17 protein-coding genes and 1 pseudogene are annotated in these 15404 nt (G+C 73.2%); 6 read left to right on the forward strand and 12 right to left on the reverse strand.

Annotated features, from left to right (window positions below; translation table 11 throughout):
* A pseudogene (locus EAO71_RS38185) lies at window positions 1-255 on the forward strand (hypothetical protein); the annotation flags it as partial.
* A 49-nt stretch (window positions 256-304) separates the two neighbouring features.
* Here the strand turns inward: EAO71_RS38185 and EAO71_RS07415 are convergent.
* The 7 genes from EAO71_RS07415 to EAO71_RS07445 form a co-directional block, all read right to left on the reverse strand.
* Window positions 305-778 (reverse strand): hypothetical protein, encoded by a 474-nt coding sequence (locus EAO71_RS07415; RefSeq protein WP_147976988.1) that lies wholly within the window; start codon window positions 776-778, stop codon window positions 305-307.
* Window positions 779-967: 189 nt separating this feature from the next.
* The gene (gene ung, locus EAO71_RS07420) at window positions 968-1651 is read right to left on the reverse strand and encodes a uracil-DNA glycosylase (protein ID WP_147976989.1); all 684 of its coding nucleotides are present in this window, start codon (window positions 1649-1651) and stop codon (window positions 968-970) included.
* A 147-nt stretch (window positions 1652-1798) separates the two neighbouring features.
* Window positions 1799-3376 (reverse strand): ABC transporter substrate-binding protein, encoded by a 1578-nt coding sequence (locus EAO71_RS07425; protein WP_147976990.1) that lies wholly within the window; start codon window positions 3374-3376, stop codon window positions 1799-1801.
* A gap of 148 nt (window positions 3377-3524) precedes the next feature.
* The gene (locus tag EAO71_RS07430; RefSeq protein WP_147976991.1) at window positions 3525-4292 is read right to left on the reverse strand and encodes an SDR family oxidoreductase; all 768 of its coding nucleotides are present in this window, start codon (window positions 4290-4292) and stop codon (window positions 3525-3527) included.
* A gap of 25 nt (window positions 4293-4317) precedes the next feature.
* On the reverse strand, window positions 4318-5079 hold the full coding sequence (gene fabG, locus EAO71_RS07435) for a 3-oxoacyl-ACP reductase FabG (protein WP_147976992.1): 762 nt from the start codon (window positions 5077-5079) through the stop codon (window positions 4318-4320).
* A 253-nt stretch (window positions 5080-5332) separates the two neighbouring features.
* Window positions 5333-5716 carry a DUF3037 domain-containing protein gene (locus EAO71_RS07440; protein ID WP_147976993.1) on the reverse strand — a complete coding sequence of 128 codons (384 nt, stop codon included), beginning with the start codon at window positions 5714-5716 and terminating at the stop codon, window positions 5333-5335.
* Window positions 5713-6579 (reverse strand): HipA family kinase, encoded by an 867-nt coding sequence (locus EAO71_RS07445; RefSeq protein ID WP_187282593.1) that lies wholly within the window; start codon window positions 6577-6579, stop codon window positions 5713-5715. Before EAO71_RS07445 ends, EAO71_RS07440 begins: the two co-directional genes overlap by 4 nt.
* Before the next feature lie 192 nt (window positions 6580-6771).
* Between EAO71_RS07445 and EAO71_RS07450 the strand changes: the two genes are divergently transcribed.
* On the forward strand, window positions 6772-7254 hold the full coding sequence (locus EAO71_RS07450; protein WP_147976994.1) for a Rieske (2Fe-2S) protein: 483 nt from the start codon (window positions 6772-6774) through the stop codon (window positions 7252-7254).
* Here the strand turns inward: EAO71_RS07450 and EAO71_RS07455 are convergent.
* Window positions 7241-7900 carry a cysteine hydrolase family protein gene (locus EAO71_RS07455; protein WP_147976995.1) on the reverse strand — a complete coding sequence of 220 codons (660 nt, stop codon included), beginning with the start codon at window positions 7898-7900 and terminating at the stop codon, window positions 7241-7243. The genes EAO71_RS07450 and EAO71_RS07455 overlap by 14 nt on opposite strands.
* A 112-nt stretch (window positions 7901-8012) precedes the next feature.
* On the opposite strand from EAO71_RS07455, the gene EAO71_RS07460 reads away from it, so the two are divergent.
* Window positions 8013-8480 (forward strand): pyridoxamine 5'-phosphate oxidase family protein, encoded by a 468-nt coding sequence (locus EAO71_RS07460; RefSeq protein WP_147976996.1) that lies wholly within the window; start codon window positions 8013-8015, stop codon window positions 8478-8480.
* Between the two features lie 175 nt (window positions 8481-8655).
* Here EAO71_RS07460 and EAO71_RS07465 read toward each other — a convergent pair whose 3' ends face one another.
* Entirely contained in the window at window positions 8656-9561 is a 906-nt protein-coding gene (locus EAO71_RS07465) for a LysR family transcriptional regulator (RefSeq protein WP_147976997.1), read from the reverse strand.
* A 74-nt stretch (window positions 9562-9635) separates the two neighbouring features.
* On the opposite strand from EAO71_RS07465, the gene EAO71_RS07470 reads away from it, so the two are divergent.
* Window positions 9636-10703: a DMT family transporter gene (locus EAO71_RS07470; protein WP_187282594.1), complete on the forward strand. Its 1068-nt coding sequence runs from the start codon at window positions 9636-9638 to the stop codon at window positions 10701-10703.
* 100 nt (window positions 10704-10803) lie between these two features.
* Here EAO71_RS07470 and EAO71_RS07475 read toward each other — a convergent pair whose 3' ends face one another.
* Entirely contained in the window at window positions 10804-12135 is a 1332-nt protein-coding gene (locus EAO71_RS07475; RefSeq protein ID WP_147976999.1) for an aminotransferase class I/II-fold pyridoxal phosphate-dependent enzyme, read from the reverse strand.
* Window positions 12136-12170: 35 nt separating this feature from the next.
* Here EAO71_RS07475 and EAO71_RS07480 point away from each other — a divergent pair, with 35 nt between their 5' ends.
* Entirely contained in the window at window positions 12171-12833 is a 663-nt protein-coding gene (locus EAO71_RS07480) for a pyridoxamine 5'-phosphate oxidase family protein (protein ID WP_147977000.1), read from the forward strand.
* 10 nt (window positions 12834-12843) lie between these two features.
* Entirely contained in the window at window positions 12844-13491 is a 648-nt protein-coding gene (locus EAO71_RS07485) for an FMN-binding negative transcriptional regulator (RefSeq protein WP_147977001.1), read from the forward strand.
* Window positions 13492-13705: 214 nt separating this feature from the next.
* Here the strand turns inward: EAO71_RS07485 and EAO71_RS07490 are convergent, their stop codons facing one another.
* On the reverse strand, window positions 13706-14686 hold the full coding sequence (locus tag EAO71_RS07490; RefSeq protein WP_147977002.1) for an EamA family transporter: 981 nt from the start codon (window positions 14684-14686) through the stop codon (window positions 13706-13708).
* Window positions 14687-14727: 41 nt separating this feature from the next.
* Window positions 14728-15330, reverse strand: a complete 603-nt coding sequence (locus EAO71_RS07495) for a Clp protease N-terminal domain-containing protein (RefSeq protein WP_399755832.1) — start codon at window positions 15328-15330, stop codon at window positions 14728-14730.
* Between the last annotated feature and the right edge of the window lie 74 nt (window positions 15331-15404).

Below are 15404 nucleotides of genomic sequence, written 5' to 3' on the forward strand. Positions count from 1 at the left end.
CCGCCCGTCCCCGGCCCCGCACAGGAGGGGCGGGAACATCCACGGAACGCCGGAGGCCCGGCCGCACACCCCGGCAGGGGACGCGCCTCGGCGGCGCCCGAGCAGCACAGGCACCGCGACCGCCCCGCCGTGGAGCACCCGCTGCCGAAGCCGCCCCGCCACGGGGGCGACGTCTGCGACCTGGGCGAGCGGTACGGCGGCTGGCGGCCCGACAGCGCCCAGGCGAAGATCTGCCGGGGGACGTACCGGCGCTGAGGCGGCCGGTCGGTGGACCGGCCCCGGACGGCGAGGCCCCGGGCCGCGCTCACAGGGACCGGAGCCGTACCTCCAGGCGCTCGATCGCGGCGCGGACCCCGTCGCCGTACTCGTCGTCGTCCAGGGCGTGCGAGGCCGCGCGCGCCCGGTCCAGGTGGTCGCGGGCCGCGTCGGGGCGCCGCACCTTCAGGTAGTCGGCGGCCAGGTTGAGGTGGAGCGAGGGGTGGAGGGCCCGCAGGGCGACCGAGGCGTAGCCCCGGGCGGGCCCCTCGCCCCCCGGTCCCTCGGCCGCGAGCAGGGCCCGCAGGTCCCAGGCCAGCTCCGCGTCCGGGTCGTCCTGGGCGTCCGCCAGGTAGTGGGCGAGCGTGCAGCGGTGCAGCGGGTCGCCGTCCGGGCCCAGCTGGTCCCACAGCTCGCCGAGGCGGTTCCGCGCCTCTTCCCGGTCACCGCCGTGGAGCAGCATCGTCGCCTGTCCGATCCTGGTCAGGACGCCGTCGTCCGACATCTGCTGCTGCTCGGTCACTGCGGCCTCCACCTGCTGTCCGTCGGGTCGCACCGACGCTAGCCGCAGCCGCCGCCGATGCGGCACAGGCTCGGGCGGCACCGCCGGGCCTGTCAGCCGGGCGGGCTCAGCCGGGCGGGCCGCGGGCCGGACCGCCGGGCGGCCGGGCACCGGCAGCGGGTCCCGCCCGGCGGCGGCAGCGGCGGTGCGTCAGCCCAGGTTCGGGATGCGCCAGTCGATCGGCTCGTGGCCCTGCGCCGCGATGGCCTCGTCGATCTGGGTGAAGGGGCGGGAGCCGAAGAACTTCTTCGCCGACAGCGGCGAGGGGTGGGCGCCCTTCACCACGACGTGACGCTCCTCGTCGATCAGCGGGAGCTTCTTCTGCGCGTAGGCGCCCCACAGCACGAAGACGGCGGGGTCGGGCCGGGACGCGACGGCGGAGATCACCGCGTCGGTGAACTTCTCCCAGCCCTGGCCCTTGTGCGAGTTGGCCTCACCGGCGCGGACCGTGAGGACCGCGTTGAGCAGCAGGACACCCTGCTCGGCCCACGGCATGAGGTAGCCGTTGTCCGGGATCGGGTGGCCGAGCTCGGCCTGCATCTCCTTGTAGATGTTCCGCAGGGACGGCGGGGTCTTCACGCCGGGCCGGACGGAGAAGCAGAGGCCGTGGCCCTGCCCCTCGCCGTGGTAGGGGTCCTGTCCGAGGACCAGGACCTTCACCTTGTCGTACGGGGTCGCCGCGAGCGCCGCGAACACCTCGTCGCGCGGCGGGTAGACCGGCCCGCCGGCCCGCTCCTTCTCGACGAACTCGGTGAGCTGCCTGAAGTACGGCTTCTCCAGCTCATCGCCGAGGACGCCGCTCCAGGACTCGGGCAGCATGTCGGTGTCGGTCACGTCAACAACCTCCGGTAGGACAGCACTTCTACGAGAGAAGAACCTACCGGGGGCCACTGACAACGCCCTCTCCCGGGCGTCCCGGCGGAAGGACGGACGGCCGGCCCGGATGTCCGGGCCGGCCGTCCGTACTCACGGGGCTGTCTCCTACCAGCTGGTCCTGCGGCTCAGCTCCCACAGCTGCATGACCGTCTGCGGGTCGAGGGCGCGCTCGGCGCCGCCGACGTCCTCGCTGGCCGCGATGTACAGCTTGCCCTGCCACAGCGGCAGCAGCCGGACGTCCTGGGCCATGATCTCCTCGGCCGACTCGAACTCGTCCATGACCGCGCCGCGGTTGCTCTCGCGCCGGGACTTCGGGAGCAGCTCCTGCGTGATCCGCGGGCTCTCGTACGGCGTCTGGAGCACGTTGTTCTTGCCGACGAAGGGAGCGATGAAGTTGTCCGGGTCCGGGAAGTCGGGAGACCAGCCTCGGCCGAACACCGGGTACTTGCCGGTCTTGAAGCCCGCCTGGAGTTCCTTCCAGGGCTTGCCGCGCAGGGCGACCTTGAAGAGACCGGACTCCTCCAGCTGCCGCTTGAGCTCGGCGAACTCCAGGGCGGTGCCGGAGCCGTAGCGGTCGGTGGTGAACCAGAAGGTCAGCTGGACGGGCTGGGTGATCCCGGCGCTCCGCAGGATGGAGCGGGCCTTGTCGACGCTCGGCTCGCCGAAGCGGTCGAGGAACTCGGTGGTGTGACCGACGATGCCCTTGGGGATCATCGAGTACAGCGGCTCGGCCGTGCCCTGGTAGACCTTGGACACGAGCGCGTTGCGGTCGACGATCTGGGCGATGGCCTTGCGGACGGGCGCCTTGGCGACGGCCGCGTCCTTCGTGTTGAAGACGAGGTAGCGGATGTCCGAGCCGGGGGACTCGACGAGCTGCAGCCCCTCGTTCTCCGGCTTGTCGTCCTGGAGGGCGATGACCTCCTCCGAGGTCAGACCTCGGTAGGTGGCGTCGATCTCCTTCTTCTTCAGCGCGCCGACCATCGCCTCGGACTCCTTGAAGTACCGGATGGTGACGCCGCCGTTCTTGCGTTCGGCGAATCCCTTGTAGCTGGGGTTCTTCGTCAGCTCAGCCTTGCTGCCGTCCTCGTACTCGTCGAGGACGTAGGGGCCGGAGCCGACCAGCTTGCCGTCCTCGCGGATCTTGTCGGCGGAGTACTCGGCCGGGTCGACCAGCGACATGGCGGGCGTGGCGAGGACGAAGGGGAAGGTCGCGTCCGGCTTGTTCAGCTTGAAGACGACGGTGCGGTCGTCGACGGTCTCGATCTCCTCGAGCGAGCCGAGCAGGCCGTTGGGGCCGCCCTCGAAGTCGATCGTCCGGATGCGCTCGATGGAGTACTGGACCGCCTTGGCGTCCAGATTGTGTCCGTTGGAGAACTTCAGCCCCTCATGGAGGGTGCATTCGTAGACCTGGCTGGACGTGTCCTTGAATTTGCAGTCGGCGGCGTCGGGCTGTGGCGTCGTACTACCCGTCGGGAAGCTCACCAGCGTCTGGAAGACATTCCGGAAAAGCTCCCAGGAATTATCCCACGCGGCGGCTGGATCGAGGGTGGTGGGAGAACTCGTCGTACCGATGACGATTCTCTGTTCCCCGGCGGGTTCATCGCCCGAAATCAGGCTGCATCCGGACACCAGGGATATGGACGCAAGGGCTGCAGCGGCCTGCAGACTGGTCCGGTTGAACACGTGCACGCTCCTCGTTCAGCCATGGGTCGGCCGACCATACCGCAGCGCCCCGCCAGGTCAATGTTTGAGCCGGGCGGGGCACTTGAGGCATTCAGCGAACAACCGGGGCCAATCCGGTCAGGAATTCAGGAAAGTGTCCGGTTATCGGTCACTCGACACCGGCGTTGAGGAAAATCCCTCCGTCGACCACCAGAGTCTGGCCGGTGATCCAGTCCGACTGGTCGGACGTGAGGAAGGCGGCGGCGCCGCCGATGTCCTCCGGCACGCCGAGCCGGCCGAGCGGGTAGGCGGCCGCCGCCTCCGCCTCGCGGCCCTCGTAGAGCGCCTCGGCGAACTTGGTCTTCACGACGGCCGGCGCGATCGCGTTGACCCGGACGATGGGCGCGAATTCGTGCGCCAGCTGGAGGGTGAGATTGACCATGGCCGCCTTGCTCATCCCGTACGCGCCGATGAACGGCGACGGGGCGAGTCCGGCGATCGAGGCGATGTTCACGATCGCGCCGCCGTGGTTCTTCTGCCAGGCGTGCCAGGCCTGCTGCGCGAATCCGAGGGCCGAGATCACATTGGTCTCGTAGACCTTGCGGGCGACGCCGAGGTCGAGATCGGCGATCGGCCCGAAGACCGGATTCGTGCCGGCGTTGTTGACCAGGAAGTCGATCCGGCCGAACGCCTCCATCGTCGCCGCGACCGCGGCGGCCTGGTGGGCCTCGTCGTGGGCCTTGCCGGGCACCGCGATGACCCGGTCGGCACCGAGGCGCTCGACGGCCTCCTTCAGCGCCTCCTCGCCCCGCCCGGTGATGCAGACGCGGTCGCCGCGGGCGACCAGCGCCTCGGCGACGCCGTAGCCGATGCCCCGGCTGGCGCCGGTGACCAGCGCTACCTTGCCGGACAGCTCCGGCAGCTCCTTGCCGCTCATGCTCGTCTCCTTTTCCGCTCGGGCGTCAGTTGAGCGGGCCGCCGGCCACGTACATGACCTGGCCGGAGACGAAGCCGGCGTCGTCGCCCGTGAAGAAGGCGATGGCGTTCGCGATGTCCTCGGGGTAGCCGACACGCTGGACCGGGATCATGGATGCGGCGGCCGCCTGGAACTCCTCGAAGCCCATGCCGACGCGCTCGGCGGTCTGCGCGGTCATCTCGGTGACGATGAAGCCGGGGGCGACGGCGTTGGCGGTGACGCCGAACTTGCCGAGCTCCTTGGCGAGGGTCTTGGTCAGACCCTGCAGGCCGGCCTTGACCGCGGAGTAGTTGGCCTGGCCGCGGTTGCCGAGCGCCGAGGAGGACGACAGCGAGACGATCCGGCCGAAGCCCGCGTCCACCATGTGCTTCTGGCACGCCTTGGCCATCAGGAACGCACCCTTGAGGTGGACGTTCATGACGATGTCCCAGTCGGACTCGCTCATCTTGAAGAGCAGGTTGTCGCGGAGCACACCCGCGTTGTTGACGAGGATCGTCGGGGCGCCGAGCTCGGCGGCGACGCGCGCGACGGCCGCCTCCACCTGGGCGCTGTCGGAGACGTCGCAGCCGACCGCGAGGGCGGTGCCGCCCGCGGCCGTGATCTTCTCGACGGTGTCCTTGCAGGCCGCCTCGTCGAGGTCGAGTACGGCGACGGCGCGACCCTCCGCGGCCAACCGCACCGCGGTCGCGGCGCCAATGCCGCGCGCCCCGCCGGTCACGACGGCCACGCGCTGCTCGGTGGTGGACATGCTGGTTCTCCTCGCCCTTGGATCATGACTGGATGCGGCCGACCCGGTACGTCCCGCACATGAGCGACCGCTTAGTACCTTCTGTGGACGAGACGCTAGAAGCCCTGGCACCCGGTGTCAACGGCCCACCGGGTGCACCCGATCACTCTCCGCCGCGCGCCGGGGCGCGACACGGCCGGACCGGGGCCGCGTCGTGCCGATCCGGACCGATCGGCAGGACGCCTTCCCGGGGGACGCCCCTCCTTCGCGGGGGTCAGCGCACCAGCAGATCGAGGAGTCGTTCGACCTCGCCCGCGGGATCCTCGGTCAGGCCCGTGTGCACCGGACCGGGCTGGACGACCGTCGAGCGGGGCGCGATCAGCCAGCGGAAGCGCCGCCCCGCGTCGTCGCGGGCGGCCTGGCCCGCGTCGTCGCCACCCCGGCAGACCCCCTCGACCGCGTGCAGCGCGGCCCGGACGCCGATCACGTCCGCGCCCGCGTCGAGCGCCTTCAGCTTGGTCTCGTCCAGATGGGTGCGGGCGGCCACGAAGGAGCGGGCACGGCAGTAGACCACCACGCCCGCGTTGAAGAACTCGCCGCGCTCGACGCGCGGCACCACGCGCAGCAGCGCGTACTCGAAGACATCACGCTTGCTCACTGTCCGTCGCCCTCGCTCGTGCCGGTGCGGTCCTTCTTGGTGGGGTGCGGCCAGTCGGTGAGATGGTCGGTCAGCCAGCCGGGGGCCTGCGAGGCCCGGCGCTCCACGCGCGGGCCGAGGGTGATCCGCTCGTGGATCGTGGCGGCACGCGGGAGCAGCGCCTCCACGTAGGCGCGCCGCAGCGCGTCGGTGCTGTCGAAACCGGGCTCGTCGACCAGCCACTCGTCGGGCACGTCGGCGGCGACCTCGGTGAGCAGCTCCTCGGTGACCAGGGGAGCGAGTTCGGCCGCGGCGGCGGCGACGTCCGGCCCGAAGGGCGCGAGGGCGTGGTCCGAGGCGTCGTACGGCTTGGCCGCGGAGGCCTGGGCACCCGGCCAGTTGTGGTGCCAGATCATGGTGGCGCCGTGGTCGATCAGCCACAGGTCACCGTGCCAGACCAGCATGTTGGGGTTCCGCCACGAGCGGTCGACGTTGTTGATCACCGCGTCGAACCAGACGACCTTGCCCGCCTCCCGGGGGTCCACCTCGTAGGCCAGCGGGTCGAAGCCGAGGGAGCCGGGCAGGTAGTCCATCCCCAGGTTGAGGCCGCCGCTCGCCTTGAGCAGCTCCTGCACCTCCTGGTCCGGTTCGGACAGCCCGATGACCGGGTCGAGCTGGATGGAGACCAGTTCGGGTACGCGCAGGCCGAGGCGGCGGGCGAGCTGCCCGCAGACGACCTCGGCGACGAGGGTCTTGCGCCCCTGCCCGGCGCCCGTGAACTTCATGACGTACGTACCGAGATCGTCGGCCTCGACGATGCCCGGGAGCGAGCCGCCCTCACGCAGGGGCGTGACATAGCGGGTCGCCGTCACTTCTGTAAGCATTTCCCCAGGCTATCGGGAGACCTCGCCTCTTGATCGGAGAGTGCGCGGACCGCCGGGCGGGCCGGCGCGTCCGGCCGGGCCCGGGGCGGACGCCGGTTTCTTCCGAGGGGCATGAACGTTCCCGCTCCCGCCCGCGTACCTTCTGCTGACACAGTGATCAGGTCGATGCGGACGGAACGCAAGGGGAACGGTATGAGCGCAGTGGCACGCCGGACAGTCGTCTCGGCAGCGGGGGGCATGGGCGTGGTGGCGGTGCTCGCCGCCTGCGGCGGTGGCACGGACGACAAGGCGGGCGGCTCGGGCGGGACGGCGGCGACCGCGGTGCGGTTGGCCGCGGAGGGTCGCGCCGTCGCCGTACTCGACCTCGACGAGGCGGCCTGCAAGGACACCGTCGAGAAGATCACGGCCGCGGACATCCCGGTGGGCGGCGGCAAGGTGTTCGCCGACCAGGGCGTGGTGATCACCCAGCCGACGGCCGGCGAGTTCAAGGCCTTCTCCTCGAAGTGCACCCATCAGGGCTGCGCCGTCAGCGGCGTGAGCGACGGGGTCATCAGCTGCCCCTGTCACCAGAGCCTCTTCGACGCCTCGGACGGCAGCGTCAAGGGCGGCCCCGCCCCCAGCCCGCTGCCGCCGGCGCCGATCAAGGTCGAAGGGGACTCGATCACGCACGGCTGACGCGACGAGGGCTCTTCCAGCAGCGCAGCACCTCCTCGGTGGTGGTGATGGTGGAGACGAGCGCGAGCGTGTGACGGATCATCGCGGGGGTGTAGTCGGCCGGCACCCCCGCGATGGCGTCGCCGGGCACGACCACGGTGTAGCCGAGGTTGACCGCGTCGAACACGGCGTTGGGGATGGCGACGTTGGCCGAGACCCCGGTGACGACCAGGGTCCGGCAGCCGAGGTTGCGCAGCAGCGGGTCGACGTCGGTGCCGGCGAGGGGCGAGAGCCCGTGCAGCCGGCGGACGACGAGGTCCTGGTCGGCGACCTCGATGGGCTCGGCGATCCGGACGGCCGTGCTGCCGCTGTGCTGCTGCACGGGCAGGCGGGCGGCGGCCCGGAACAGCCGGGCGTTGCCGTTGGACCCGCGTCCGTCCGGCCGCCGTTCGGCGACGGCGTGCATCACCTGCACGTCGGCCTCGTGCGCCGCCCCGACCAGTCGGGCCACCCGGCTCAGGGCGCCCGACGCGCGGGCCGCGGCGGCGAGTTCGGGCAGCGCGCCGGCCCGGCCGACGACCCCTTCCTGGCATTCGACGGTGAGCAGTACCGTGGTGGCGGGGTCGAGTTGCTCCTGGAGCCGTTCCCACTGGGCGTTGCCGGTCATGGTCCTCCCCTTCTGCGCACTCCGGGCGGGCGAGGGTAACCACCCTTGCCCGCGGAGGGAAGAGCCTCCATGATTTCTGACACTCCATCAGAACTCTACGAGGGGCGGGACGATGACCGTCACGCAGCGCCGCGGACGCAGGATCATGATGACCCCGGCCGAGCTCGACACCTTCCTCACCGAACAGCGGACCTGCCGGGTCGCGACCGTCTCCGCGGACGGGCGCCCGCACGTCGGCGCGCTCTGGTACGTCTGGGACGGCACCTCGCTCTGGCTGTACTCGATCACCCGCAGCCGGCGCTGGGCCGACCTGCGGGCCGATCCGCGGATCGCCGTGGTCGTGGACGACGGGGAGGAGTACGGCGAGCTGCGCGGCGCCGAGCTGTCGGGCACCGCGGTCTTCGTCGGGGAGGCCCCGCGCACGGGTGAGCCGTGTGCCGAACTCGACGTGCCGGAAAGGCTCTTCGCGGCCAAGAACTTCGGACTGGACACGATGCCGCACGACGGCCGGCACGCCTGGCTGAAGCTGACGCCGGACGCGGTCGCCTCGTGGGACTTCCGCAAGCTGGCCGGCCTCTGAGCGACCGGAAGGCCGTCCCCCGGGGCGCCGACCCACGCCCGACCGGGCGGCACCGTCCGGGGCGCCCGCGCCGGGGACGGCCGGGGCGGCTCCGGCGTCCCTGGGGTGTCCTGTCGATCAGGCCGGGAGCCCGGCGGGATCGGCAGGACGCCTCCTGGACGTACCGAGCGCGTCGTCAGCTGTTCAGCGGTGTCCCCGCCGCCCGCAGCGCCTCGACGGCGGCCCGGATGGACGGGCGCCGGCCGGCGTCGGTGCGCCAGGTCGCGTAGATGTGCCGCTTCATCTTCTGCCGTACCGGCACGAACGCGATGCCCTCCGGGGCCGGGCCGCGGCCGAGCCGCGGGGTGACGCAGACGCCGAACCCGGCGGCGATCAGGGCCAGCTGGGTGTGGTGCTCCCCCGCGAGGTGGGCGATACGCGGTTCGATGCCCTGCGAGCGCAGGGTGAACATCAGCCAGTCGTGGCAGAACTCCCCCTCCGGCCAGGACACCCAGTCGTCGTCGCCGAAGTCCTCCAGGTCCACCACCTCGCGGCCCGCCAGCGGATGCGCCGCGGGCATCGCGACGTCCGCGGCGTCGTCGAGGAGGTGGACGCGCTCCAGGCCGCCGGGCACCGGTGCCCGCTTGTTGCTCCAGTCCAGGACGATCGCGAGGTCGGCGTCGCCCCGCAGCACCTCCCTGATGCCCCGCTCGGGCTCCAGTTCGGAGGTCCTCACGCGCAGTTCCGGGTGGGCGAGGCGCAAGGCCCCGAGCGCCCGGGGGAAGAGGCCGCGCGCGGCCGTGGGGAAGGCCGCGATCCGGACCTCGCCCACCACCTGTCCGCGCTGCGCCTCGATGTCCGCCTGGGCGAGCTCCACCTGCGAGAGGATCCGCGCCGCGTGCTCCGCGAGCAGCAGGCCGGCGTCGGTCAGGCGCACGCCCCGGCCGTTCTTGGCGAGCAGCTGCTGGCCGATCTCCCGCTCCAGCTTCGACAGCTGCTGCGAGACGGCGGAGGTGGTCACGTGCAGCCCGTCGGCCGCGCCGCTCACCGAACCGTGCCGCGCGACGGCGTCCAGGGTGCGCAGGCGCTCCAGATTCAACATGTAAGCGATACTACGGCGACGGCTCCAGGAATTCTCGCTTGTTCTAAGAGATCCGAGGAGTCACCCTGAGGAGCATGAGCTCCGCCACCCCGCCCCGGCCCCTCCTCCGCACCCCACGCGCGGCCCGCCGCCCACGCATGCTGAACTGGCGCGTCCGCTTCGGCGTCCTGGCCCTGATCTGGGGCTTCAGCTTCCTGTTCATCAAGGTCGGCACCGAGGGCTTCGCGCCCTTCCAGGTGACCTTCGGCCGGCTCCTCTTCGGCACGGTCGTGCTCGCCGTCGCCATCGCCGTCAAGCGCGAGCGCCTGCCGCGCGGCGCCCGCACCTGGGGCCATCTCGCGGTCGCCGCGTTCCTGCTCAACGCGCTGCCGTTCTCGCTCTTCGCCTACGCGGAGCTGACGATCCCCTCGACGCTCGCGGGCATCTGCAACGCCACGACCCCGCTGTGGGGGATGGTCCTGTCGATGGTCGCCCTCTCCGAGGACCGCCCGACCCGGGTGCGGGCCGCGGGACTGGGCATCGGCTTCGTCGGCGTACTGACCGTCCTCGGCGCCTGGCAGGGCTTCTCCGGCCTCGACGTCACGGGCACCGCGCTGGCCCTGCTCGCCTCCGCCAGCTACGCGGTGGGCTGGATCTACGTCCGCCGGACCCTGGCCGGCACCGGCGTCTCCCACCTGTCCCTCGCCGGCTCCCAGGTGGCGCTCGGCACCCTGCAGCTGGCCGTGGTGACCCCGTTGTTCACCTCGCTGCCGACCTCCGTCGAGCTGCTGCCCCTGCTGGCCGTGATCGCCCTCGGCGCGCTGGGCACGGGGTACGCGATGCTGCTCCAGTACGGCGTGGTCGACGAGGTGGGGCCCACGACGGCGGCGATGGTCACGTACTTCATCCCGGTCATCGCCACGGCGGCGGGCGTCGCCCTGCTGGACGAGCAGCTCACCTGGAACACTCCGGTCGGCGCGGTGATCGTGCTGGCGGGCGCGGCCCTCACCCAGACCCGGGCCTCGGGCCGGAAGCGGGACCGAACGGCCGGAGAGCCGGAAGCGGTGCCGGCGGCCGCCGCACCCCCGGCCGTCGCCGCACCCCCGGCCGCGCCGGAGCCCGTACTCGCCGCCTGCGCGCCGAGCGAGACACCGGCGAGGTAGTCGTCACCACGGGTCGGTCGGAGGGACCGGCCGCGGCGGGCGACTGCGAGGGCGGGCGCTCCGCGGCCCGCCCTCGCCGCACCCCGTCGGCGCCCGCCGCTCAGCCGTAGCTGCGCGCGGGCGCCGGGCCCGCCGCGGCGGCGACCGCGTCGGCCAGCCGGTCGATCTCGGCCGGGGCCAGCCCCGAGACGGTGAGCCGGACGGCCGGTGCGGCGTCCATCCGGAACCGGGCCCCCGGGGCCACCGCCCAGCCGGCCGCGAGCAGGCGCGTGACCGCCCCGGTCTCGTCGGAGACCGGTACCCAGACGTTCATGCCGCTGCGTCCGTGCGCCTCGATCCCGCGTCGCTCCAGGGCCCGCACGAGTCCGTCGCGCCGCTCCCCGTAAGCGCGTGCCACGGCCGGCGTGTCCACCGCTCCCGTCGTCCACAGGTGCACGACGGCGCGCTGGAGCAGCCGGCTGACCCAGCCCGGCCCGAGCCGCTGCCTCCCGCGCACCCGGTCGACGGTCAGCGGGTCGCCGGTGAAGGCGGCGATGCGCAGGTCGGGGCCGTACGCCTTGGCGACCGACCGGACCATCGCCCAGTGGTGCGTCGCCCCCGCCAGCGGATGCAGCGGGAGTCCGACGAACCCGTGCCCGTGGTCGTCCTCGACGAGCAGGACGTCCGGGTGGTCGCCGAGCACCCGGCGCAGCGCGGCCGCGCGCTCCGCGCCGATGGCCGCGCCGGTCGGGTTCTGCGCGCGGTCGGTCACGATCAAGGCCCGCGCGCCCTCCCGCAGCGCCCGGGCGACCGCCTCCGGCCGCGGCCCGTCGTCGTCGACCGCGACCGGGACGGGCCGCAGGCCGAGCGCCGGTACGAGGTCGAGCAGGCTCCCCCAGCCCGGATCCTCCACCGCGACCGCGTCGCCGGGCCTGAGGTGGACGGCGAGCACCCGCTCGATCGCGTCGAGGGAGCCGGAGGCGACGCCGACCGGCCCGTCGGGGACGCCGTCCGCGTCCATCGCGGCACGGGCGAGCCGGGCGAAGTCCGCGTCCACGGCGGCCTCCCCGTACATCCGGGGCCGCTCGGCCTCCCGCCGGGCCGCCGCGGCGAGCGCCTCGCCCAGGGGCGGCAGCAGGGCCGCGTCGGGATTGCCCTGGCTCACGTCCCGCACCCCGGCCGGGGCCTCCACCCGGATCGACCCGCGCGTCGTGGTGGCCGGCTTGGCCCGCACCCGGCTGCCGCGCCGCCCGTCCGTCTCGATGACGCCCCGCTCGCGCAGGGTCCGATACGCGGCCGCGACGGTGTTCGGGTTCACCCCGAGCGTGACCGCCAACTCCCGCATGGGCGGCAGCAGTCCGCCCGGCTCCAGCTCGCCCGTGCCGACCCCGCGCTCCACGCTCGCGGCGATCTCCGATGCACGACGCCCCTCGATCCGATACTCTCCTAGCACAAACGAGATTATGCACTAGTGCAATGGAGAACGCAATGACGGATTCCTACGCGCCGACTGAGCGGACCGTGCCCACCCGGTCCCGCCACCGCGCCTCCTACGACCGGGCGCTCGTGCACGCGATACTCGACGAGTCCTACGTCTGCCACCTCGGCTTCGTGCGTGACGGCGCCCCCGTGGTCCTGCCGACCCTCTACGGGCGGATCGGCGACCGCCTCTACGTGCACGGCTCCACCGGGTCGCGGCCGCTGCGCATGGCGGGCAGCGGCACCGAGGCCCCGGGACTGCCCGTCTGCCTGACCGTGACGCACGTCGACGGCCTGGTCCTGGCCCGGTCCGCCTTCCACCACTCGATCAACTACCGCTCGGTCGTGGTCCACGGCACGGCTCACCAGGTGACCGACCCCGAGGAGCTGCGGATCGCGCTCGACGCCCTGGTGGACCACGTCGTCCCGGGGCGCTCCCGCGACTCCCGCCCGGCCAACGCCAAGGAGCTCGCGGCCACCGCCGTCCTGCGGCTCGACCTCGACGAGGTCTCCGCCAAGCTCCGCACGGGCGGCCCGAACGACGAACCCGAGGACCTGACGCTGCCGCACTGGACCGGGGTGGTTCCCGTCGCCAGGACGTACGGCACGCCGATCCCGGCCGACGACCTCGACCCGGCCGTGGCCCTGCCCGGTTACCTTCCCGCCGGCTGAGGGCGGCGCCGTGCTCATCCACCCCTGGGACGCCGTACCGGACTCCGACGAGTGGCGGGACTGGCTGGCCCGCCACACCTTCGGGCAGCTCGCCGTCAACGGACTGACCGGCGAACCGCCGTGGGTCCAGCCGATGCACTTCCGGTACGACGCCGAACCCGGCCCGTACGGCCGGGTGCTCGCCCACCTCGCCCGGCCGAACCCCCTGTGGGCGGCCCTGGACGCCGACCCGACCGTGCTGCTGAGCGTGGTCGACGACTACGTGTTCGTCCCCGGCACCTGGGCGGCACCCGAGGGCGCCCCGGCCGCGCACGGAACGCCGACCTCGTTCTACGCCGCCGTCCAGCTGCGCTGCACGGCGCACGTCGTCGACGACCCGGCCGAGAAGGCGGAGCTGCTGAACCGGCAGGTCGCCCACTTCCAGCCCGAGGGCGGCACGGCGCGGGTCGCGCCGGACGAGGGGCCCTTCCAGCGGCTCCTGCCGGGCCTGCGGGTGCTGCGCCTGGACGTCACCGACGTGCGCGCGAAGTTCAAGTACGCCCACCACAAGCCGGTACCGGTCCAGGACCGGATCGCCGAGGGCCTCGCGGCGCGCCGCGGACCGGGCGACGAGGCCGCCCGGGCCCACCAGCTGGGACGCCGTCCCGCCACGGAATGAGGGCCCGCGCCGGGGGCGAGGCGCGCCGGCGGCGGGAGGTCCGGACCGGACCCGCGCCGGGGGACGGCGGTGCCGGCGGCCTGGCCGACGGCGGGGCGGGAGGTCCGGAAGCGCCCGGCCGCGTGCCGGAGACGCGGGCGAGCCGACGCCGCCGCGGGTGCGCGGACCGCGTCCGGCGCGTCGCGCCGGCCCACCGTGGATGGCGGGGCAGCCCTCAGGACCTGTCGGCGGACGTGAGGGCGTCCTGCGGGACGGGGTCCGAGCCCGCCACCGGTCCGGGCATCGGCGCCTTGGGCGTCGAGGACTGGGCGATGAACGCCCCGACCAGGACGATCGCCCCGCCGATGATCTGCGGGGCCGCCAGGTGCTCGCCGAGCAGCACCCAGGCCAGGACGGTCGCGACGACCGCTTCCAGGCAGGCGACGACACCGGCGACCGCGGGCGAGAGCCTGCGCACCGAGACGACCCCGGTGACGTAGGCGAGGACGGTCGCGACGAGGACGATCCAGGCCAGCAGCAGCCAGGCGGGCAGGTGGTCGCCGTTCATGTCGGCGCCGCCGGCGAGGACCGACCAGTCCATGCCCCACGGGCGGGCCACGACGGTGAGCACGACGGCGCCGACGAGCAGCCCGTACGCGATGACGCCCATGGGATCGGCGGCGTCGGACTCGTCGCCGCCGTGGTCGGAGAGGACGAAGTAGCCGACCTGGCAGCAGGCCGCGGCCAGCGCCAGGACGAGGCCGAGCAGGTCGAAGCCGAGGCCCGACCAGACCTGCACGACGCAGGCGAGTCCGCCGACGGCGAGGACGACGCCGAGCGCGGCGGCGCGCGTGACCGGGCGGCGCTGGACGAAGCGCACCCAGCCGAGGACGAGGGCCGGGGCGAGGTACTCGATGAGGAGGGCGACCCCGACGGGGATCCGGGAGATCGCGGCGAAGTAGCACGCCTGGACCCCCGCGACGGCGAGCAGGCCGAAGCCTGCGAGCAGCGCCGGCTTGCGGCGCACGAGGTCGCGGTGGCGCCAGGCCACCGGCAGCATGAGGAGGGCGGCGCCGGCCACCCTGAGCCACACCACATGGAGCGGGTCGAGTCCCGCCTCGATGAGCGGCTTCGCCGCCACACCTGAACCACCGAATGCGAAGGCCGAGGCCAGGGCGAGTCCCAGGCCGGCGCTTCTCCCCTGAGACGCGTGCATCGGGCCATCATGACAGGACGGCGTCAGGTGCGTAACCCCCGTTACACCTGTTGAGACGGCTCCCCGATCCGGGCCGCCAGCGCGGCGGCGTCGACACCCGCCCGACGGAGCACCTCGGCCGCCCGGCAGTCGGCGTCGGCGGCGATCGCGGCGAGCAGGTCGAGACCCCTGGGGCGCGCCTCGCCGCGTCGCGCCGCCCGCTCCCGTGCGGCGTCGAGCGCCGCGACAGCGGCGGGCGACCAGCCGGACGGGGCGGCCGCCGGCCGGCCCGCCAGGACGACCTCGGCCCCCGGGACGGACTCGGCACCGACCTCTTCGACGGTGCCCTGCCAGCGCAGCCCGTACCCGATCGACCGCTGGACGAGATAGCCGAGCACCCGGGCGGGCCGGCCACCGCCCTCGAAGGCGGTGCCGACGTCGGGGTCGGACTCGATGAGGGAGTGCAGCAGGTGGGCGGTGTCGATCTGGCGGTCGCCGTCGCGCAGCGCCCTGCGGCGGGCCCCCATGACCACGGTCGCGAGCGTGGGGGTCAGCCTGGCCTCGATCTCCGCGCGCCGGGCCGCGACGTAACGGGCAGCGGGCTGGCCTGCCGCGGGCTGCCAGGTCGCGGGCTGCCGGGGCACGTGAGGGACGGGACTTTGCACCCTCCCACCTCATCAGGTCACGGCGGCCACGGCGTCACCGGTGAGAAGCATGTCCGCATCCCACCGGAGTCGGG

This window comes from Streptomyces sp. MS191 (assembly GCF_008042125.1).
Taxonomy (GTDB): Bacteria; Actinomycetota; Actinomycetes; order Streptomycetales; family Streptomycetaceae; genus Streptomyces.

What these genes read in the sequence shown, in the direction of transcription:
- EAO71_RS07430 (WP_147976991.1), bottom strand. Translation starts at nt 4,292, where the DNA reads ATGAGCGGCAAGGAGCTGCCGGAGCTGTCCGGCAAGGTAGCGCTGGTC.
- EAO71_RS07465 (WP_147976997.1), bottom strand. Translation starts at nt 9,561, where the DNA reads ATGTTGAATCTGGAGCGCCTGCGCACCCTGGACGCCGTCGCGCGGCAC.
- EAO71_RS07470 (WP_187282594.1), top strand. Translation starts at nt 9,636, where the DNA reads ATGAGCTCCGCCACCCCGCCCCGGCCCCTCCTCCGCACCCCACGCGCG.
- EAO71_RS07455 (WP_147976995.1), bottom strand. Translation starts at nt 7,900, where the DNA reads ATGACCGGCAACGCCCAGTGGGAACGGCTCCAGGAGCAACTCGACCCC.
- EAO71_RS07480 (WP_147977000.1), top strand. Translation starts at nt 12,171, where the DNA reads ATGACGGATTCCTACGCGCCGACTGAGCGGACCGTGCCCACCCGGTCC.
- EAO71_RS07445 (WP_187282593.1), bottom strand. Translation starts at nt 6,579, where the DNA reads ATGCTTACAGAAGTGACGGCGACCCGCTATGTCACGCCCCTGCGTGAG.
- EAO71_RS07490 (WP_147977002.1), bottom strand. Translation starts at nt 14,686, where the DNA reads ATGCACGCGTCTCAGGGGAGAAGCGCCGGCCTGGGACTCGCCCTGGCC.
- EAO71_RS07460 (WP_147976996.1), top strand. Translation starts at nt 8,013, where the DNA reads ATGACCGTCACGCAGCGCCGCGGACGCAGGATCATGATGACCCCGGCC.
- fabG (WP_147976992.1), bottom strand. Translation starts at nt 5,079, where the DNA reads ATGTCCACCACCGAGCAGCGCGTGGCCGTCGTGACCGGCGGGGCGCGC.
- EAO71_RS07450 (WP_147976994.1), top strand. Translation starts at nt 6,772, where the DNA reads ATGAGCGCAGTGGCACGCCGGACAGTCGTCTCGGCAGCGGGGGGCATG.